The sequence below is a fragment of the Massilia sp. CFBP 13721 genome (assembly GCF_014842025.1).
Classification (GTDB): domain Bacteria; phylum Pseudomonadota; class Gammaproteobacteria; order Burkholderiales; family Burkholderiaceae_D; genus Telluria.
The window spans coordinates 131063-149449 of sequence record NZ_JACYUY010000004.1 but is presented as its reverse complement, the minus strand read 5'-3'; the positions used below and the strand labels follow the sequence as shown (position 1 = coordinate 149449).

The following is an 18387-nucleotide window of genomic DNA, read 5'->3' as shown; positions in this document are numbered from 1 at the left end:
GCGACAAAACAGCCTCCGGCTGGGATAATGCCCGGCTACGAGCCTCAATTACAGCACACCTCATATGTCCACCATGAAACAAGACCCGCGTTTTCCCAGCCTGTACATCCTGAACCACCCGCTGATCCAGCACAAGCTGTCGCACATGCGCGAGCACGACACCTCGACGCGCACCTTCCGCGAGCTGCTCAAGGAAATCACGCTGCTGATGGGCTATGAAATCACGCGCGACCTGCCGCTGACCACGCGTCCGATCCAGACCCCGCTGGTCACGATCGACGCCCCTGTCATCGCGGGCAAGAAGCTGGCCATCGTGCCGATCCTGCGCGCCGGTATCGGCATGAGCGACGGCCTGCTGGAGCTGGTGCCGTCGGCGCGCGTCGGCCACATCGGCGTCTACCGCGATCCGGACACCCACGAGCCGGTCGAGTACCTGGTGCGCCTGCCGGATACCGCCGAGCGTACCTTCATCCTGTGCGACCCGATGGTCGCCACTGGCAACTCGGCGGTGCACGCGATCGACGTGCTGAAAAAGCGCGGCGTGCGCGACGACCAGATCATCTTCCTGGCGCTGGTGGCGGCGCCCGAAGGCGTCAAGGTATTCCACGACGCCCACCCGGAGGTGAAGCTGTACGTGGCCTCGCTCGACTCGCACCTGGACGCGCACGCCTACATCGTGCCGGGCCTGGGCGATGCCGGCGACCGCATCTTCGGCACCAAGTAAGCGCAATGAGCCCATCTGTCGATGCGGACTTCTTTGTCCGCTTGACGCAGGCGAACGACGGTTTTCGCGCCGGCCTGCCGGCCACGCTGGGACGTTTGCAGCGCGCCGGCGCCGGCTTCGACCCGGCGGCCCCGGCGGCGCCGTTGGCGGGCGAGCTGCAGTCGCTGCTGCACGCGCTGGCCGGCGCCGCGGTCACCTTCGGCTTTCGCGAGCTGGGGCAGGGCGCGCGTGCGCTCGAGCAGCGCCTGCGCGTACTGACCGCGTTCGAGCTGGTCGGCGCGGACGACTGGCGTGCCTGGCTGGCGGCGCTGGACGATTTTGTCCGCGCCGGCCTGGCGGGGCCGACACCGGCCTATCACAGCGCCGCGTTTGCGTTGTTGCCTTGAATTAAAAGTCTAGCGTCGAGCCGTTTGATTCATCGCAAACTTGAAGATGTTCGATGACCTATATTGTCCCTGTGCCGATGTCGAATTAAGGAACGGATAAGTTGGCTTGAGGCATTGCTGAATGCAGTGTTCATTGCCTTGTGAAACTGTCTGGCTTTTTATTTTACGAAAACTGCGTGTGCGCTGTTTTATTCGGTATAATACGGGATCGTTGGGTTCGAGCTAGTAGTGCAGTCTGTCTGTCATTTCTTTCTTGCTACTTCAAACGATCATAAACGGGCGTAAGCCCACTTAACTGAAATAGGAAATTGTAATGGCAACTGGCATCGTTAAATGGTTCAATGACTCCAAGGGTTTCGGCTTCATCACCCCTGACGAAGGCGGCGAAGATCTGTTCGCTCACTTCTCGGCTATCCAGAGCCAAGGCTTCAAGTCCCTGCAAGAGAACCAGCGCGTCTCGTTCGACGTGACCTCGGGTCCTAAGGGCAAACAAGCATCGAACATCCAGCCGATCTAATCGTCTGAATTACCGATGAAAAAATCCTCGGCTTGCCGGGGATTTTTTTCGTCCATCGATTCGGAACGGCGGCGCTGACCGAACGGCCGCCGTTTGCCGCCGTTCGTCGCCGTTTGCACTGTTCAGCCTTGTTTGATTTCTGATCGCCAATAATTCGGCTGCGCGTACGCACGCCGCAGGAAATCGACAAAGGCGCGTATGCGCAGCGGCAAATGCCGGCGCTGGGCAAATACCGCATAAATATCGTTGCCGGGCGCCGCATAGGCGTCGAGCACCGTCACCAGCCGTCCCGCTTCGATCTGGGCGGCGACTTCCCACATCGAACGCCAGGCCAGGCCTTTGCCGGCCAGCGCCCAGTCGTGCAGGACTGCGCCGTCGTTGCACACCATATTGCCGGCCACCTTCAGGGTCACCGTCTTGCCATCCTCGCGAAAGGTCCAGCCGCGCTGGCTGCCTTCGCTGCTGATCGCCAGGCAGTGATGGCGCGCCAGTTCCGCCAGCGTGCGCGGCGCGCCGTGGCGCTTCAGGTAGGCGGGGCTGGCGACCACTACGCGCGCGTTATCGGCCAGCTTCACGCCGACCAGGCTCGAGTCGCCCAGGGCGGCGATGCGGATCGCCACGTCGACGCCTTCGCCGACCACGTCGACCACGCGGTCGTTCAGGTTCAGGTTGACCGTCACCTCGCGGTGTTCGGCGAGGAAGGAGGGCAGCAGGGGCGCCACGTGCTGGCGCCCGAAGCCCGCCGGCGCCGAGACCAGCAGGTGGCCTTTCGCGTGCGCGCTGCGCGCGGACACGGCGCTTTCCGCCTCTTCCATGTCGGCCAGGATGCGCTGGCAGTCCTCCAGGAACGCGGCGCCCTCGTCGGTCAGCGCCAGGCGCCGCGTCGTGCGCTGCAGCAGCTTGACCCCGAGCCGGCCCTCCAGCGCATCGAGACGGCGCCCGATCATCGCCGGCGCAATCCCCTGGGCCCGCGCCGCCGCCGACAAGCTGCCGCGCGCCGCCACCTCGACGAAAGTCGCGATTTCCCTGAATTTCCCCACGCCGTTTTCCTTCGGTCGATGCATCACTTGTGACAAATACGCACAAATGAAATGCATAAAAGGTTCGTTTCCATTACTTTGTGTTGAATATACTTGATGATATGACAAACGCCAAGCTGGCTTATACTTGACCGTATCGGCTTTTGTCTTCCCACTATCGCCATTCTTCAAGGAGCACCACATGACCATCGCCACCCCGCAAGGCCTGGAAATCAAGGCCGAGATCAAGCCCGGCTACGAACAGATTCTCACGCCCGATGCGCTCGAACTGGTCGCCATGCTGACCCGCACATTCGAGCCGCGCCGCCAGGAATTGCTGGCCGCCCGCGTCGAACGCGCCAAGCGGCTCGATGCCGGCGAACGTCCCGACTTCCTGCCGGAGACGCAGCATATCCGCGATGGCGACTGGAAAATCGATCCGATCCCGCAGGCGCTCGCATGCCGCCGCGTCGAAATCACCGGTCCGGTCGAGCGCAAGATGGTCATCAACGCCCTCAATTCGGGCGCCGACAGCTACATGACCGACTTCGAGGATTCGAACGCGCCAAACTGGGACAACCAGATCACCGGCCAGCTCAACATGGTCGACGCCGTGCGCCGCACCATCTCGCTCGAACAGAACGGCAAAAGCTACAAGCTGAACGACAAGGTCGCGACCCTGGTCGTGCGCCCGCGCGGCTGGCACCTGGACGAAAAGCACGTGCTGGTCGACGGCAAGCGCGTCTCCGGCGGCATCTTCGACTTCGCCCTGTTCATGTTCCATAACGCCAAAGAGCAGCTGGCGCGCGGCGCCGGCCCGTACTTCTACCTGCCGAAGATGGAGTCGCACCTGGAAGCGCGCCTGTGGAACGACATCTTCATCGCCACCCAGGACGCGCTCGGCCTGCCGCGCGGCACGGTGAAGGCGACGGTGCTGATCGAAACCATCCTCGCCGCCTTCGAGATGGACGAAATCCTGTACGAACTGCGCGAACACAGCGCCGGCCTGAACGCGGGCCGCTGGGATTACATCTTCTCGTGCATCAAGAAATTCAAACTGGACAAGGACTTCTGCCTGGCCGACCGCCCGAAGATGACGATGACCTCGCCCTTCATGCGCGCCTACGCCTTGTTGCTGCTCAAAACTTGCCACAAGCGCGGCGCGCCGGCAATCGGCGGTATGGCGGCCCTGATCCCGATCAAGAACGACCCGGACAAGAACGAGACCGCGATGGCCGGCGTGCGCCTTGATAAGGCGCGTGACGCCACCGACGGCTACGACGGCGGCTGGGTCGCCCACCCGGGCCTGGTCGAGCTGGCCATGACGGAATTCACCAGGGTGCTGGGCGACAAGCCAAACCAGATCGACAAGCAACGTCCCGACGTCGAAGTCCGCGCCGAGCAACTGCTCGACTTCAAGCCGGAAGCGCCAATCACCGAGGCTGGCCTGCGCTACAACATCAACGTCGGCATCCACTACCTGGGCGCATGGCTGGCCGGCAATGGCTGCGTGCCGATCCACAACCTGATGGAAGACGCCGCCACGGCCGAGATCAGCCGCTCGCAAGTGTGGCAGTGGATCCGCTCGCCGAAAGGCGTGCTCGAGGACGGCCGCAAAGTCACGGCCGAGATGGTGCGCGCCATGATCCCGGAAGAACTGGCCAACGCAAAAGCCGCCGCGCCGAACGGCGACAATCCGAGCTATGCCCGCGCCGCTCAAATCTTCGAAGAAATGTCGACGTCGGAAGAATTCGCTGAATTCCTGACGCTGCCGTTGTACGAAGAAATCTGACGGGGCAAGGTATTTCCTGTTCGCCTGCGGCATCTGCTGCAGGCGAACAGTTGATCAACCCTCCCGCTGCGCTAATGTTCCGCGGCCGCAAGGTACCGTAGGTGGGCGCCCTGTGCCCACGCGGCCCACCGCATGATTTACGATAACGTCACCCTGATCCAGGCGCCGCTGGCATCTCGCGATTTCCGTAGCTAACCAACTGAGTCGATCCGCAGAAACACGAGCGGCAGGGCGGCCGTCTTCGCAGAACGCCCAGCAGCTTCACCGGACGCCACCAACAGCAAGGCACTATAGGGTGGACTCCTCTACGCGATACAACCTTTGCCCAGCGCTACCTTTCGACACGGCCTACACAGATACAAGACGCTCAGCAAATTACGTAACTAACCGACTCAGAACGTATTCTTCCACTCACGCAGCGCCGTAAACGCCTCCACCGACCCCGCGCCTTCCTGCAAGCGGCCGGCAGCGATGAGCGACGCCACGATCTCCGGCTCACGATAGCGCAGGAACGGATTCGTACGCCGCTCCAGCCCGATGCTCGACGGCACGGTCGGCAAGCCGGCCGCGCGCTTGGCGGACTCGTCACGCATGCGCAGCGCCAGCCCTTCGTTGCCCGGCTCGACCGCCAGCGCGAAGCGCAGGTTCGACAGCGTATATTCATGCGCGCAATACACTTCGGTATCCTCGGGCAGGGCGGCAAGCTTTTCCAGCGAGACCACCATCTGCGCCGGCGTGCCTTCGAACAGGCGCCCGCAGCCCCCGGCAAACAGGGTATCGCCACAGAACAGCCAGTGCAGGCCAGGCGTCCTGCGTACGTAGGCGATGTGACCGTGCGTATGGCCCGGCACCTCGAGCACCCCCAGCTCCAGGCCGAGTCCGGGCACGGTCACGACGTCGCCTTCGCCCAGGGGATCGGTGACGGCACCGATGCCATCGTTACGCGGGCCGAACACCGGCACCGGGTAGCGCGCCAGCAGGGCGGCGACGCCACCAATGTGGTCAGCATGGTGATGGGTGAGTAGAATGGCGGTCAGGGTGAGGCCGTGTTCCTCGAGACTGTCAAGGATCGGCGCCGGATCGCCGGGGTCGACCACGGCGGCGTTGGTGCCGTCATGGATCAACCAAAGATAATTGTCATTGAACGCGGGCACGGTCAAGACACTCAAATCATTACGGGCGGCGGTGTCGCCTTGGGAATCAGGTGTGGTTTGCATAAGAGGGTGGCATGGATAGCGCTGCGTCCGAAAAATCCATTATAGCGCTCGACGAATGGCTGCTTTCTCCAGCGGGCGCCTACGTGCGCGCCTTCGAACAAGCCTGCCTCGACGAGCTCACGGCCGACATCTTCGGCTACAACGCGGTGCAGATCGGCGTACCCCAGATCGACGCGCTCGCCGCCAACCGGATGCCGAACAAGTGGCAGGCGGCAACGCGCACCTCGCGTTTCGACGAACTGGCCTTCGCCGCCAGCGGCAAGCAGATTGCCGTCGCCCTCGATTTCGCCGAGCTGCCCTTCGCCTCGCAGAGCCTCGACCTGGTGGTGCTGCCGCACGTGCTCGAGTTCGCGGCCGAGCCGCACCAGGTCTTGCGCGAGGTCGAGCGGGTGCTGATTCCGGAGGGGCAGGTGATCATCTGCGGCTTCAATCCGGCCAGCCTGTGGGGCCTGCGCCAGGGCATCGGCAAGGTCACGCGTAGCTGCTACCTGCCGGCCGCAGGCGAATTCATCTCTATGCCCCGCATGAAAGACTGGTTAAAATTGTTGAATCTTGGCGTCACGCGCAGCCACTTCGGCTGCTACGCGCCGCCGTTTCGCACGACGCAGTGGATCGACCGCTGCGCGGTGATGGAGGGCGCAGGGCAGAAGTACTGGCCCTATCTCGGCGCCGTCTACATCGTGCATGCGGTCAAGCGCGTCAAGGGCATGCACCTGATCGGGCCGGCGTGGAATAGAAAATCGAGCCGAGCGCCGCAAGCGGTTCCGGCAACGAATAGAGAATAGAAACGATTCAAATGAATACCCGCAGCATGACGACGAAAGTGGAAATTTTTACCGATGGCGCCTGCAAGGGCAATCCGGGCGCCGGCGGCTGGGGCGCGCTGCTGGTGGCGGACGGCCACGAAAAGGAAATCTTCGGCGGCGAGCCGAATACGACCAACAACCGCATGGAACTCAAAGCCGTGATCGAGGCCCTGGGCGTCCTGAACCGCCCTTGCGAGGTCGTGCTGCACACCGACAGCCAGTACGTCCAGAAGGGTATCTCGGAATGGATCCACGGCTGGAAGGCACGCGGCTGGAAAACCGCGGCCAAGGAACCGGTAAAAAACGACGACCTGTGGAAGGCACTCGACCAGGCCCAGCAACAGCATGCCGTCGAATGGCGCTGGGTGCGCGGCCATAACGGCCATCCGGGCAACGAGCGCGCCGACGTGCTAGCCAACCGCGGCGCGGCGACGGTGCGGCGTTAAGCAGAGTCCGCTATACTGGCGGCTTGCCTGAACTCAATATTAGCCTGCCATGCGCCAGATTGTCCTCGATACCGAAACCACCGGCCTCAACCCACGAACCGGCGACCGCGTCATCGAAATCGGCTGTGTCGAGCTGGTCAACCGCACGCTGACCGGTAACAACTTCCACGAATACATCAACCCCGAGCGCGAGTCCGACGAGGCCGCGCTCGCGGTGCACGGTCTCACCACGGAATTCCTCAGCGACAAGCCGAAATTCCACGAGATCGCCGACAAGCTGCGCGCCTACATCCAGGGCGCCGAAGTCATCATCCACAACGCCCCGTTCGACCTGGGCTTCCTGAACGCCGAATTCCAGCGCCTCGGCCTGCCGAGCTTCACCTCGCACTGCAGCGGCGTGATCGACACCCTGGTCAATGCCAAGGAAATGCACCCGGGCAAGCGCAACTCGCTGGACGCGCTGTGCGACCGCTACGGTGTTTCGAACGCACACCGCAAGCTGCACGGCGCACTGCTCGACTCGGAACTGCTCGCCGACGTCTACCTGTCGATGACGCGCGGCCAGAATTCGCTGTCGATGGACCACGAAGTCGAGACAACGAACGACGGCATCGAACTCGACGCCGTGCCGCTAGGCGAGATCATCGTCGTCTCCGCCAGCGCGGACGAGATGGCCGAGCATGACAATGTGCTTGCCGGACTCGACAAAGGCGTCAAGGGTGAATGCGTTTGGAGAAATTATTCGCCAAAAGTTTGACGGTGGAGAAAGTTTTCGGCATAATACGCCTCGTTGTCAGGGAGGTTAGCTCAGGGGTAGAGCACTGCATTCACACTGCAGGGGTCGCAAGTTCGAAACTTGCACTTCCCACCAGAATTCGTAGCACAATCAAAGGCTTGCAACTACATCGTTGCAGGCCTTTTTGCTTTGGACGGGAATAGTATGGGAATTACTGTGGACGTGCCTGGACGTGCAAGGCCTGAATGAGCGTCTTTCGCATGCTGCGCTGAACATTCAAGCCTGCCTCAGAAAGCGCGTTTATAGGCTCGCAAGAGAGTCGCACGTAACTTCAGTTCGAATTCCACCGTCTCCGTCAGATTGTCTAGTCCTGAATAGGTTGACGGTTGTACCTCGCAACAAAGGTACGGCTTAGCCGGTTTCAGACCTGCCAAAGTTTTTCTGGCGTAAAGTAATGAGTTCGTCTGGCGCTTTTCGCCATGCCACAAAGCTTCTATCATGAAGAATACAGATACGCTTTGCGGTATCTGTCGACTGCTGCCACCCTGCCCAATCGATACCTTACTTAGAATGCGTGACTGATACCGACGCTGGTGCCGCGGTTACCGGTGCCCGATTCGCTTGCGTTACCGGACGTGTAGCCGGCGCCGTTCCGGTTTTCGATGCGGGCATGGACCGCGTAGACGCTGGTGCGCTTCGACAAGGTATAGCGGTAGCCGATCGCTATCTGATTCGCGTCCTGGTCGAGCGTTGTCCGGTCATCCTTTCGGATATAGGACACAAGCAGAGTGTGCAGTCCGGACGGTACCGTCAAGCCGACGAGCATGTCGCGACTGTCGGTGGACGCGACTGGAGCCGTCGCCTGGCCGAACGGATTGGCAGTGTTGCGCAGCACCGAACTGTTCAGGCCACGATTCGCGCCGTACAGGACGTGGGCCTTGATGACCTTGAAGTCATAGACGGCGGCCACGACCGCGTTGCGGCCATTTTCCGTATTCTTCACCGTAGCGGTATCGTTGTTACGGTTGTGATAGCCGACGCGTACTTGCAACGGCCCTGCGGCGTAGGCAATCGACCCGCCGACCTGGCGGCCGGCAGAGCTGTCACCCGAGACTTCGCGGGGAGCTGCGGCAAGCTCTACGGTGAACCCGGCAAATGTCGGCGACAGATATTTGACCGTGTTGTCCATCCGGCTGAACGCATTGCCACTGGTCGCGACAATGTTCTTACTGTCTGCGACATAGCCGGATCCGAATGGATCGGCAAAGGCGACGACGAGATATTCCGGCGTGTACTGACGACCTGCCAGTACCAAGCCGAACCTGCCGCGCAGCCCGATATAGGCTAGCCGGCCGAACAGTACCCCACCTTGCCCGATCGTGCCGGTATCGCCCTGGAAACCATTTTCCAGGACAAACATGGCGGAAAGGCCATTCCCGAGATCTTCCGTTTCCTTGAATCCCAGGCGCGATCCGACGCTGACGCCACTGGTCAGCTTGGTCGCCGGACCGGCGCTCCCACCGCTTTCGCGGACGACGGCCATGTCGATCAAACCGTAAGGTGTGACCGCGCTCTGGGCGCTGACCGCAGCGGTACTTGCAGCGGCGGCTACGCCAATCAGCGCAATGATCAGACTGCTATGTTTCATCTCTCGCTCTTGCGCTTTTGGTTAAGGGATTCATGCCAGCAAAGTGAAAACAAATTGTTGCCCCGGTAATGTCTCGAGGCAAAGCAAGCCCTGGCTCCGCGTTACGCGCGCGGAGAGTCGATGGACTTTGGTGTCCTGGAACGAGAACCGCTCAGCGGTCGACCATCTGCTTCGGAACGAAAGCCAGCAGGCAGGCGCCGAGCAGCAGTGCGGACGATGTCAGCCACAACCCCGCTCCCTGCTTGCCGGTGAGGTCGTTGAGCCAGCCGACGAGAGAAGGCGAGAAGAAACCTGCCAGGTTGGCGACGCAGTTGATGGTGGCGATGCCGGCTGCTGCGGTCATGCCACCCAGGAAGGCGGTCGGGAGCGCCCAGAACTGCGCGGTGGCACAGATGGCGCCTGCAGCCGCCATACTCAACAGGGCAAGTGCCATGCTGATGCCGTCCGTGAAAGGCAAAGCGAACAATGCGGCCGCCGCTACCAGCATCGGCCCACCGCAATGCAGGCGGCGCGCCAGGGTGCGATCCGAGCTGCGGCCGACAAAGGGGAGCGTGATCAGGGCTACGGCGTAGGGGATGCCTGCCAGCAGGCCCACGTGGGTCAGGTCCGATACGCCGGCATTCTTGACGATGGTCGGCAGCCAGAAGGTGATGCCATACTGCCCCATCACGATGAAGAAGTAGATGCCGGTCAGCAGCCACAGGCGGCGGTCCGCCAGGAAGTCTTTTGCCGAGTGGTGCGCGACTTTGCCGCCTTCTTCACTGGCGATGTTCCGCTGCAGGATGGCTTTCTCTTCTGGCGTGAGCCATTTGGCCGACGCAATGCCGTCGTCAAGGTAGAACAAAATAGCGATCCCGAGCAGGAGCGAGGGCAAGGCTTCGAGCACGAACAGCCATTGCCACCCGTGCAGGCCTCGCACACCGGCAAAGGCATCCATGATCCAGCCCGACAGCGGTGCGCCGACGATGCTAGCCAACGGGATCGCCATGAAGAAGATCGCCATCACTTTGGCGCGGCGCGCTGACGGGAACCAGTAGGTGATGTAGAGGATGACACCGGGCGCGAAGCCGGCCTCGGCCACGCCAAGCAGGAAACGCAGCACATAGAACGCGGTTGCCGACTCCACGAAACTGAAACTGGCCGAGATCATGGCCCAGGTGATCATGATTCGCGCCAGCCAGCGCCGTGCGCCGAATTTGTGCAGGATCATGTTGCTCGGGACTTCGAACAAGAAGTAGCCAATGAAGAAGACACCTGCGCCGAGGCCGTAGACGGTGTTGCTCCACTGCAAATCGTTCATCATCTGCAGTTTGGCGAAGCCGACATTGACCCGGTCCAGGTAAGCGCCAAGGTAGCACAGCATCAGGAAAGGAACGAGGCGGCGTACCACCTTGGCGTAAGCGCGCGATTCGAGGTCGTTGTTGGCCGGCGCGAATGCTGCCGCGCCCGCACCTGCGGGGGTGACGGTTTGCGTTTTCATGCTTGTCTCCATGAATGTATTGTAGGCGCCGCCGTTCAGGAACGGTCTTGAATGCGGCGCATCTCGTGCTGGCGAAAGGTCTTTCTGCCTTCCTGCCAGCATGTGTTACCTGTCTTAGCGCAGCCAGGATTTGATGCTGGCCACCATTGCCGAGGTAGAAATGCCATAACGCTCATGCAGGGTCGGCAATGCGCCTGCGTCCAGGAAAGCATCCGGTAAGGCGATCTGGCGGAAGGCCGGTGCTACCCCGGCGCGCAGTAGGGTGCCGGCAACTGCTTCGCCCAGGCCGCCCACTTCGGAGTGGTTCTCGGCCACGACGACAAGCCTTCCGCTACGCGAGGCTTCGCGGACGATGGTCGCGGTGTCGAGCGGCTTGATGGTCGGCACGTGCAGCACCGCGACCCCGACATTGTCGGCTTTCAGGCTTTCCGCCGCTTCCAGCGCGCGCATGGTCATGATGCCGCTTGAGATGACGAGCACTTCGCGTCCGTCGCGCAGCAGCTTGGCCTTGCCAAGTTCGAACTTGTAGTCGTATTCGTCGAGGACCAGCGGCACATGGCCGCGCAGCAGGCGCATGTAGACCGGCCCCTTGTGCTCGGCCATGGCAAGCACGGCCTGTTCAGTGTCGAGCGCATCGCACGGATCGATGATGGTCAAGCCCGGAACGCCGCGGAAGATCGCGATGTCCTCGGTCGCCTGGTGGCTGGGGCCGTACCCGGTGGTCAAACCCGGGAGCGCACACGCAATCTTGACGTTCAGGTTCTCTTCCGCAATCACCTGGTGGATGAAGTCATAGGCACGGCGCGAAGCGAACACCGCGTAGGTGGTGACGAAAGGCGTGAAGCCTTCCTTGGCCATGCCGCCGGCAGCACCCATCAGGAGCTGTTCAGCCATGCCCATCTGGAAAAAGCGCTCGGGAAACTCCTTGGCGAAGATGTGCAGGTCGGTGTACTTGGCGAGGTCGGCACTCATGCCGACGATGTCCGGGCGCTGGCTTGCGAGCTGGACAAGTGCGTGGCCAAAGGGCGCGCTCTTCGTGCGCTGGCCTTCGCCGGCGATCGAGGCGATCATCGCCGAGGTGGTCAGTCGTGGTTTGGTAGCGGTAGCGATGCTCATTATTTGTCCCCTGCGTTATCGGCGTCCAGGATGGCGAGGGCCTGCTGCCATTCGTCGGCTTCGACCCGGATAAAGTGGTTCTTGTCGCGCTGCTCCAGGAAAGGCACGCCGGTACCCATCACCGTGTCGCACAGGATCACGCGTGGTTGCGGATGGGGATGGTTGCGTGCCGCATCGAATGCGTCGCGTACGGCGGCGATGTCGTTGCCATTGACCCGTTGCACGAACCAGCCGAAGGCTTGCCATTTGTCGGTCAGTGGCTCGAAGCCGAGTACCTTGCCGGACGGGCCGTCCGCCTGCTGGTTGTTGATGTCGACCAGCGTGATCAGATTGCCGAGTCCGTAGTGGGCGGCGGACATGGCCGCTTCCCAGGTTGAACCTTCATCGAGCTCGCCATCCGACATCGAGTTGTAGACGAAAGCGGGGTTGTTCTTCTGGCGCAGTCCAAGCGCCATGCCGACTGCAATGGTCAGACCCTGGCCCAGCGAGCCGCCGGAAATCTCCATGCCAGGCGTATAGGTAGCCATGCCGGACATCGGCAGGCGGCTGTCGTCGCTACCGTAGGTTTCCAGTTCGTGCTCGGGCAGGATGCCGGCTTCGAACAGGGCTGCGTAAAGGGCGATGGCATAGTGACCGTGCGAGAGCAGGAAGCGGTCACGGCCTTCCCATTCCGGCTCGTCGGGCCGATAGTTGAGCGCGTGGCGATAGGCAACGGCAAGGATGTCGGCCATGCCGAGGGCCTGGCCGACGTAGCCCTGGCCTTGAACTTCTCCCATCTGAAGGGCGTAGCGGCGGATGCGGTAGGCTGCGCTCTTGAGCGCGACCAATAACTGCGGCGAGGATGCTTGCTCCATCTTGCTTGTCTCCGGTTGGTTGATGTGTTGCGCTTGTCGGCAGCGCTTGGGTCTTCAATAAGGCCAGTGTATGAATCGACACCTGGGCCGTATAGCGAGTAATATTTAGCGATACATGAAACCAATTCACCGATATCGCGCCTTGCGCAAAGCTTCTCTAAAGGGACTGCAAGTCTTCGAGGCTGCCTTCATGCACGGCTCTTTTGCCAGCGCGGCACAAGACCTGTCGATTACCGCATCCGCCGTCAGTCACGCGGTGCAGACGCTCGAGGAAGCGTTGGGGACGTTGCTGTTCGAGCGTGCGCGACGTGGCGTGGTGCCGACCGAGGCGGGGGTGCGGCTGTATGACGTGATCCGGCGCTCGTTCGGTGACATTGACGACGAGCTGTGCACGATCCTCGATCAAAGCAGCAAGCAGCAGGTCGTCATGATCCAGAGTGCGCCGAGCTTCGCGGCGATCTGGATCATGCCGCGGCTCCCGGCCTTTCTCAGGGCCAACCCTGGGATCGATGTGCGTTTGTGGGCCGTACACCAGGCACCGGACTTCTCCCACAGTGTCGATGTGGCGGTGACTTACGGACGTCCCCCGGCCTCGGCCGGCATCGTGGCCACGCCCATTTCAGCACGCGAGCGCTACATGCCGGTGTGTAGTCCGAAGCTTGTGGAAGGATGGACGCTGCCTTTGCCGGCCAACGATATCGAAAATTTCTACCTGATCCAGAACGACGTGTCGCTGACATCGTGGGACGAGTGGATCGCGCGGTTCGCGCCCGAATGCGGCAATCCGGTACGCGGCCTGCGCCTGGACCGCGCCTTCATGACGCTGAGCGCGGCAGAAAACGGACTGGGGATGTGCATCGAAAGCACCGTACTGATCCACGAATACGTCGCACAGGGTAAGCTGGTGTGTCCCTTTGGCGAGCTGGCAATCGAGGCACAGGCTCACTACCTGTCCGTCCCGAAGAGTAAGGAACGGCTGCAGTCAGTCAGCACCGTAGTGGAGTGGATCAAGGGTTTCGCCGACTTCGACGCGCCGATGGAGGCACCAAATGCGGGAGGAGCCGCTGTCTGAAGCGGCTCCTATGCAGGGATTTAGTGAATGAGCATGCCGCCGTTGACGTCCAGCGTGATACCGGTGCAGTAGGCGGACAAGTCGCTGGCCAGAAAGACCACGGCGCCGGCAATGTCGTCAGCGCGGCCGAGGCGCGCCAGCGGGATAGTCTCGGCGATTTCTCCTTTGCGCTCCTCCGTTAACTTGCCCTTGATAATGTCCGTAGCGATCAAGCCCGGAGTGATGGCGTTGACGCGGATGTTGTCTGGACCGAATTCACGTGCCATTGCACGGGTCAGACCCAGCACACCGGCCTTGGCCGCCGAGTAGTGCGGGCCGCCCAGAATCCCCCCGCCACGCTGAGCCGATACCGACGAGGTTGAAATAATGCTGCCGCTTTTCTGACGCTGCATCGCAGGAAGCACGGCTTGAGACATTAGTAGCGTACCGCGCAGGATGACGTTCAACACCGCGTCATAGTCCGAAGCGGAGATGTCGAGCGTTTTGCGCGCTTGGGTAATGCCGGCATTGTTGAACAGGACGTCAATACGGCCGTAGCGTTCCAGCACTGCCCGCGCCGCAGCCTGGCAGTGCTCTTCATTGGTGACGTCAGCAACCAGGCCCAGGTGCTGCGGCCCCAGCTCGGCTGCTGCTGCGGCTGGATTGGCACCTGCAAGGTCGGTGATGACGACCTGGGCGCCGTGCGCGGCCAACAGGCGCGCCGTGGCGAAGCCCAAGCCGTTGAAGCCCGCCCCGCCGGTAACGATTGCAACGCGATCCTTCAGTAACATGATTTGTCTCCTGTGCGTATTGTTAGTGAACGCATCTTCGGGGATCATGGCATTGGTGACAAACGAGGAAAACTCAGTGGGCCTCAAATTCAATTCATGCCACTGGCGTCTTTGCAGCGATGAATTACTGGCACGCCAAGCGCTTGCGAGTATTGAGAAGGTAAGCGCCGCAGCGTTGAGCTACCGACGGGATCCGTAGAGTGACCAGTATCAAATCATTTGGCGTGTCGGCTCCCAACCCAGGCTTACAGTGAATTTGCTGCCGAAATCTTTCATCAGGGACTGAATCTCGGCTGGAGGGTCCATGCCGGCGACGCTGGTACCGCGACGCTGGATGCTTCGTCTATGGTGTCGTCAGGGACAAGGTATGGAACCGGCAGTGGCGCCAAGGCTGCCAGCTGGGACAATCGTCTCGGCAGATGGCAGCTTCATCCCGGAGAGGTTAAGGAAAGGGAAAACCATTTGGTAGGACACAGGATAACAACTGCCTGCGTCGTCCATCGACGCGCAAACCCGCGCACGCACGAAGCGGATGCAGTTGCCCCCATGCGGGTTGGTCATGCAGTTTGACCGGTTGGCTGCAGGGCATGTCGGGAGAGTACTCATGTGCGTCAGGTCCCACGTCGTGTTTGAGACCGACAGGTAGTCGATCTTGACGTGATTGGCGATGACGGGGTCCCCCAGCGCCAGCGGACCAGGTGAATTACGGAAGATGGCATTCGCCTGGACCTTCTCGATTGCAGTGCTGTCCCTGTAGTCAACGTTTGCCGCGGCAGCGGCGGCGCGGCGGGTCACTTCTTCCAGCGTGTTCAGCAGGAACTCCATGCGTGCCAGTTCGAGCGTGGCAAACACAACCGTCAAGAAAATGAGCGCGACCAGCGAGAATTCAACGGCCACGGATCCGGCCTGCCTTGTTTGCCCTTTGAATGCAGCCCGTCTCATATCAGTTCCCCAGGTAGCGCACTGTAACCACGGTTGACATATACATGCTCTCGACTTCGCGGCCTGTGATTGGGTTAACAAAAGGTGCATTAACCGCTACGTCGAACTGAAACAATGTGTAGGTATCGAGTTTAAAGATCTGCGGCGTACAAAAATTTACTTTCGTAGCTGCTGCTACGTGGTAGGTGCATGAAATGAGTGGATCGACTGAGGTTCCGTCCGGAACGATACCGGCTAGCTTCTTCGCGACGATCTTCTTCGCCAGGGTCAGAGCGGCAAAGTTGCCGTCCGGCCCTGCCGTTGTCATTTCCAACCTTGGCGCCGTCGAAAGATAGATCGCTGCGTCGTGCGCGGCTTTTTGCACAGCCGTATATTGACGAAAATAAAAAGCGTAGAGAATTGATGGCAGGCCCAAAAATAGCAATAAAATAGGAAGCAGGATCGCTGCCTCGACGGCGGTCGCCCCGCGTTCGTACTGCCGTCCAGCCGCCTTGATTGTTCGTCTCATCGGTAAAGCCTCGCATTGCCGCCCAAGGCGGTTTCGGTGGTCATCCCGGCGAATTCCGCATAAAGGGCGGATGAGCTTGCGGGAATCATCATGAAGAATTTCGCAATCCCGACCACGGTCGCCGTGGAGAGGGCGCCTGCCGGAACCGGGCAGCTCAACAGTGGAATGTGAAGTACCCGGGTGTTGCGGCCAAGCTTGTACGTTGCGCTTCCGCCGGCTGCCTGGTATGGAGTGTTCGGATAGGATTTCGCTTGGGGCAATCCTGGGCTGTAGAGCAGGCCCCAATCCGTATCCTTATAGGTGGAATAGCCTTTTGCGGGTTCCACCGCGCCATATGATGCGTAGGCTGAATACGGAACTGCTTTCGCATATGTCCACAAGGCGCCGTAAGCCGTGTTTGTCGCGCCATCCGGCTTTTCCGCCACTGTCAGCAGCGGATCCGGCGCTGCCAGAGAGTTGGCGGAAAGATTGTCTGGCTTGTCTTTCATCCACGTTGCGCTGGCAAGATCGAAGCTCTTGACGACCGGATCCGCCGGTGCCGTCGATGACTGGCATGGCGCGACAGTACCGAACCGGGAGTTCAGCTGCACGTAAAGTGGGTCGATCGGAAAGCCCCGCTCAACCGTGACCTCGCCGCCTTGCAGTGTGGGTATTGCCATCTTTCCTGTGCAGATGAACGGTCCTACAACGTCCATTCTGTTCTTCATTGCCGTACCGACCGTGCCGGAAGGTGCGATGGGATTTAACAGGAAGTTTTCGGGAGACTGTCCTCCAGGATTCAGGTTCATCAGGTTGTAGGTGACTCCTCGCCGAAAACCGTATTCCACGAGTTCTCCTGATGAGAGAGGGGCCGCCGGCGTATTCGAATTCGCGCAGATTGCGAGCGGCAACGCGTTCAGTGAATCGCGGCCAGCAATCGCCGAGGCTGCCACATCGGTCTTCGCCAGGGCCGGTGATAGGATAGGCATGAAGAAGTTCTGGATGTTGCCATGCCTGGAATCGAGGGCCGAGGTATCAACCTGAGCAAAAAAGATCGTCGAGGCAGTGGCCTTCGCTGTTGCCGCGTCCATCCAGCCGCCTGTGCCACCATCGGCGCCTGTGGCAAACTTCAGCGCGGCGTTATCCCAGGTAACACTATCGGTGTTGTATGCGAAGGTAGAATTTTCCGCAGTTGCGCCAGCTTCTGTAACCGCCCTGTCGATGCCCTGCGGCGTGCCGTCCAGGGTGGCAGCCGCAACCAGGGCAGCGGCATCGGCTGCATTCTGCAGTTCAGCTTTCCTGTTATAACTGCGGCTGAGGTCAAGAGCCATCCCGAACATCGCAATCATGATGACGATGACAAAGGCGGTCATGATGGCAATGGCGCCGTCTTGCGATCCTTTCCGGCGAAACCTTCTCTGGCGTCGGGTGGCAGATGACGTTTGTTTTATTGTTTCGGTGGACACGGATCGCTCCTCCTGCTGGCTCAGAGATGTGGCGAGGCAACTTTTCAATTACGAATCCTAGAGGCTTGCAAACGTATGACGTTGAGGAGCCGCAACATGACTGTGACCGGCTAGCCAGCGGATTACTCGACCGGGGTTGATCTTGGCCAGGTCATTGCTACTCTTAAGTTGCCGCTTAAACATAACCACTTCAGAGTCAAAGTTGCGCCAAGGGACATTGGGCGACTGACCAGCGAAGGAGGTTATATGTCAGTGATCAACGAGAAGACCAAGCGATTTAGTGCGAATAGCATATTTCCAACTTTCTTCTACGCTGCATTCGGATTGGTACTTGCTCAAGTGGGAGCAGCTCGGATGCATGGTTCCTGGAGCTTGCATGTTCTGGTCGGGATCCCGGGACTCGCCTTGTCAGGACTCGTATTATTTCGAGCGCGACTGCATTGGCCCGCAGCCAGCGCCGGCATACTGGAGCTTCGCGCGCCTGCCTTGGGCTGTTATCTGCTGCTGTTCCTTGCCGGCGCCGGCGCCGGCGCGTTGGTTTCTACGGGGTCGGCAATGCTTGTCGGGATGGCGGCCGTATTAACGTATTTGCTTCCCTGGATGAAGATCCCGGTATGCCGCGATCAATTTGGCGTGTCGTCGGTGGCCGCCATTGCCGGCGCCGTTGCATGGGTAGTTATCTATGGTGGATCAGCTCAATCCGTGCACTTCATAATCGCCGCCTGGATGCTGTATCTCCCCGCGATGTTCATGCACTTTCTGGTACTGGTGTCACTTGATCGTCGATACCGCACCCACAAGCCTCGCCTCATTGATAAACCGGAATTCGACGAGCACGTATCGTTTCCTCAGTGAAATAAGAGGGCCACCGTCCTCAATGGTCTCGCAGTTTTGCTGTCAAAGTCAAAC

At 60.6% G+C, this 18387-nt stretch carries 19 protein-coding genes and 1 tRNA gene; 10 read left to right on the top strand and 10 right to left on the bottom strand.

What is annotated here, in order from left to right:
• Positions 1-73 precede the first annotated feature (73 nt).
• The 3 genes from upp to IFT60_RS05315 all read left to right on the top strand — a co-directional run bounded on the left by upp (position 74) and on the right by IFT60_RS05315 (position 1627).
• On the top strand, positions 74-724 hold the full coding sequence (gene upp, locus IFT60_RS05325; protein WP_192050517.1) for a uracil phosphoribosyltransferase: 651 nt from the start codon (positions 74-76) through the stop codon (positions 722-724).
• A gap of 5 nt (positions 725-729) precedes the next feature.
• Positions 730-1110 (top strand): Hpt domain-containing protein, encoded by a 381-nt coding sequence (locus IFT60_RS05320; RefSeq protein ID WP_192050251.1) that lies wholly within the window; start codon positions 730-732, stop codon positions 1108-1110.
• 313 nt (positions 1111-1423) lie between these two features.
• Positions 1424-1627 (top strand): cold-shock protein, encoded by a 204-nt coding sequence (locus IFT60_RS05315; protein WP_182988379.1) that lies wholly within the window; start codon positions 1424-1426, stop codon positions 1625-1627.
• Positions 1628-1749: 122 nt separating this feature from the next.
• On the opposite strand, the gene IFT60_RS05310 is transcribed toward IFT60_RS05315, so the two are convergent.
• Positions 1750-2667: a LysR family transcriptional regulator gene (locus IFT60_RS05310; protein ID WP_192050249.1), complete on the bottom strand. Its 918-nt coding sequence runs from the start codon at positions 2665-2667 to the stop codon at positions 1750-1752.
• 181 nt (positions 2668-2848) lie between these two features.
• Here IFT60_RS05310 and aceB point away from each other — a divergent pair, with 181 nt between their 5' ends.
• Positions 2849-4438: a malate synthase A gene (gene aceB, locus IFT60_RS05305; protein WP_192050247.1), complete on the top strand. Its 1590-nt coding sequence runs from the start codon at positions 2849-2851 to the stop codon at positions 4436-4438.
• Positions 4439-4830: 392 nt separating this feature from the next.
• Here the strand turns inward: aceB and gloB are convergent, their stop codons facing one another.
• The gene (gene gloB / locus IFT60_RS05300) at positions 4831-5655 is read right to left on the bottom strand and encodes a hydroxyacylglutathione hydrolase (protein ID WP_192050245.1); all 825 of its coding nucleotides are present in this window, start codon (positions 5653-5655) and stop codon (positions 4831-4833) included.
• 11 nt (positions 5656-5666) lie between these two features.
• On the opposite strand from gloB, the gene IFT60_RS05295 reads away from it, so the two are divergent.
• The 4 genes from IFT60_RS05295 to IFT60_RS05280 all read left to right on the top strand — a co-directional run bounded on the left by IFT60_RS05295 (position 5667) and on the right by IFT60_RS05280 (position 7778).
• Positions 5667-6440: a class I SAM-dependent methyltransferase gene (locus tag IFT60_RS05295; protein WP_192050243.1), complete on the top strand. Its 774-nt coding sequence runs from the start codon at positions 5667-5669 to the stop codon at positions 6438-6440.
• Between the two features lie 11 nt (positions 6441-6451).
• Complete coding sequence (rnhA, locus tag IFT60_RS05290; protein WP_229510702.1) at positions 6452-6907, top strand: ribonuclease HI; 456 nt, start codon at positions 6452-6454, stop codon at positions 6905-6907.
• 49 nt (positions 6908-6956) lie between these two features.
• Complete coding sequence (dnaQ, locus tag IFT60_RS05285) at positions 6957-7664, top strand: DNA polymerase III subunit epsilon (RefSeq protein WP_192050242.1); 708 nt, start codon at positions 6957-6959, stop codon at positions 7662-7664.
• A 39-nt stretch (positions 7665-7703) separates the two neighbouring features.
• A tRNA-Val gene (locus tag IFT60_RS05280) sits at positions 7704-7778 on the top strand.
• 430 nt (positions 7779-8208) lie between these two features.
• On the opposite strand, the gene IFT60_RS05275 is transcribed toward IFT60_RS05280, so the two are convergent.
• The 4 genes from IFT60_RS05275 to IFT60_RS05260 form a co-directional block, all read right to left on the bottom strand.
• The gene (locus IFT60_RS05275; protein ID WP_192050240.1) at positions 8209-9291 is read right to left on the bottom strand and encodes a porin; all 1083 of its coding nucleotides are present in this window, start codon (positions 9289-9291) and stop codon (positions 8209-8211) included.
• A gap of 151 nt (positions 9292-9442) precedes the next feature.
• The gene (locus tag IFT60_RS05270) at positions 9443-10771 is read right to left on the bottom strand and encodes an MFS transporter (RefSeq protein ID WP_192050238.1); all 1329 of its coding nucleotides are present in this window, start codon (positions 10769-10771) and stop codon (positions 9443-9445) included.
• 114 nt (positions 10772-10885) lie between these two features.
• Positions 10886-11887, bottom strand: coding sequence for a transketolase family protein (locus tag IFT60_RS05265; protein ID WP_192050236.1), 1002 nt, complete (start codon positions 11885-11887; stop codon positions 10886-10888).
• Complete coding sequence (locus tag IFT60_RS05260) at positions 11887-12741, bottom strand: transketolase (RefSeq protein WP_192050234.1); 855 nt, start codon at positions 12739-12741, stop codon at positions 11887-11889. The genes IFT60_RS05265 and IFT60_RS05260 overlap by 1 nt, the downstream gene beginning before the upstream one ends.
• A 115-nt stretch (positions 12742-12856) precedes the next feature.
• Between IFT60_RS05260 and IFT60_RS05255 the strand changes: the two genes are divergently transcribed.
• Positions 12857-13813, top strand: coding sequence for a LysR substrate-binding domain-containing protein (locus IFT60_RS05255; protein WP_192050232.1), 957 nt, complete (start codon positions 12857-12859; stop codon positions 13811-13813).
• Between the two features lie 20 nt (positions 13814-13833).
• Here IFT60_RS05255 and IFT60_RS05250 read toward each other — a convergent pair whose 3' ends face one another.
• From IFT60_RS05250 to IFT60_RS05235, 4 genes are all read right to left on the bottom strand, one after another.
• Positions 13834-14583, bottom strand: a complete 750-nt coding sequence (locus tag IFT60_RS05250) for an SDR family NAD(P)-dependent oxidoreductase (RefSeq protein WP_192050229.1) — start codon at positions 14581-14583, stop codon at positions 13834-13836.
• Between the two features lie 354 nt (positions 14584-14937).
• Complete coding sequence (locus tag IFT60_RS05245; protein WP_192050227.1) at positions 14938-15480, bottom strand: TadE family protein; 543 nt, start codon at positions 15478-15480, stop codon at positions 14938-14940.
• A gap of 46 nt (positions 15481-15526) precedes the next feature.
• The gene (locus IFT60_RS05240; protein WP_192050225.1) at positions 15527-16033 is read right to left on the bottom strand and encodes a TadE/TadG family type IV pilus assembly protein; all 507 of its coding nucleotides are present in this window, start codon (positions 16031-16033) and stop codon (positions 15527-15529) included.
• Positions 16030-17478: a TadE/TadG family type IV pilus assembly protein gene (locus tag IFT60_RS05235; protein ID WP_192050223.1), complete on the bottom strand. Its 1449-nt coding sequence runs from the start codon at positions 17476-17478 to the stop codon at positions 16030-16032. Before IFT60_RS05235 ends, IFT60_RS05240 begins: the two co-directional genes overlap by 4 nt.
• 246 nt (positions 17479-17724) lie before the next feature.
• Between IFT60_RS05235 and IFT60_RS05230 the strand changes: the two genes are divergently transcribed.
• Complete coding sequence (locus IFT60_RS05230; protein WP_192050221.1) at positions 17725-18333, top strand: hypothetical protein; 609 nt, start codon at positions 17725-17727, stop codon at positions 18331-18333.
• Positions 18334-18387: the final 54 nt, after the last annotated feature.

Excerpts from the sequence above, each read along its gene's own strand:
- IFT60_RS05270 (WP_192050238.1), bottom strand. The coding sequence starts at position 10,771 with ATGAAAACGCAAACCGTCACCCCCGCAGGTGCGGGCGCGGCAGCATTC.
- gloB (WP_192050245.1), bottom strand. The coding sequence starts at position 5,655 with ATGCAAACCACACCTGATTCCCAAGGCGACACCGCCGCCCGTAATGAT.
- IFT60_RS05240 (WP_192050225.1), bottom strand. The coding sequence starts at position 16,033 with ATGAGACGAACAATCAAGGCGGCTGGACGGCAGTACGAACGCGGGGCG.
- IFT60_RS05265 (WP_192050236.1), bottom strand. The coding sequence starts at position 11,887 with ATGAGCATCGCTACCGCTACCAAACCACGACTGACCACCTCGGCGATG.
- upp (WP_192050517.1), top strand. The coding sequence starts at position 74 with ATGAAACAAGACCCGCGTTTTCCCAGCCTGTACATCCTGAACCACCCG.
- IFT60_RS05320 (WP_192050251.1), top strand. The coding sequence starts at position 730 with ATGAGCCCATCTGTCGATGCGGACTTCTTTGTCCGCTTGACGCAGGCG.
- dnaQ (WP_192050242.1), top strand. The coding sequence starts at position 6,957 with ATGCGCCAGATTGTCCTCGATACCGAAACCACCGGCCTCAACCCACGA.
- IFT60_RS05255 (WP_192050232.1), top strand. The coding sequence starts at position 12,857 with ATGAAACCAATTCACCGATATCGCGCCTTGCGCAAAGCTTCTCTAAAG.
- rnhA (WP_229510702.1), top strand. The coding sequence starts at position 6,452 with ATGAATACCCGCAGCATGACGACGAAAGTGGAAATTTTTACCGATGGC.
- IFT60_RS05295 (WP_192050243.1), top strand. The coding sequence starts at position 5,667 with ATGGATAGCGCTGCGTCCGAAAAATCCATTATAGCGCTCGACGAATGG.
- IFT60_RS05260 (WP_192050234.1), bottom strand. The coding sequence starts at position 12,741 with ATGGAGCAAGCATCCTCGCCGCAGTTATTGGTCGCGCTCAAGAGCGCA.
- IFT60_RS05250 (WP_192050229.1), bottom strand. The coding sequence starts at position 14,583 with ATGTTACTGAAGGATCGCGTTGCAATCGTTACCGGCGGGGCGGGCTTC.
- aceB (WP_192050247.1), top strand. The coding sequence starts at position 2,849 with ATGACCATCGCCACCCCGCAAGGCCTGGAAATCAAGGCCGAGATCAAG.
- IFT60_RS05275 (WP_192050240.1), bottom strand. The coding sequence starts at position 9,291 with ATGAAACATAGCAGTCTGATCATTGCGCTGATTGGCGTAGCCGCCGCT.
- IFT60_RS05230 (WP_192050221.1), top strand. The coding sequence starts at position 17,725 with ATGTCAGTGATCAACGAGAAGACCAAGCGATTTAGTGCGAATAGCATA.
- IFT60_RS05315 (WP_182988379.1), top strand. The coding sequence starts at position 1,424 with ATGGCAACTGGCATCGTTAAATGGTTCAATGACTCCAAGGGTTTCGGC.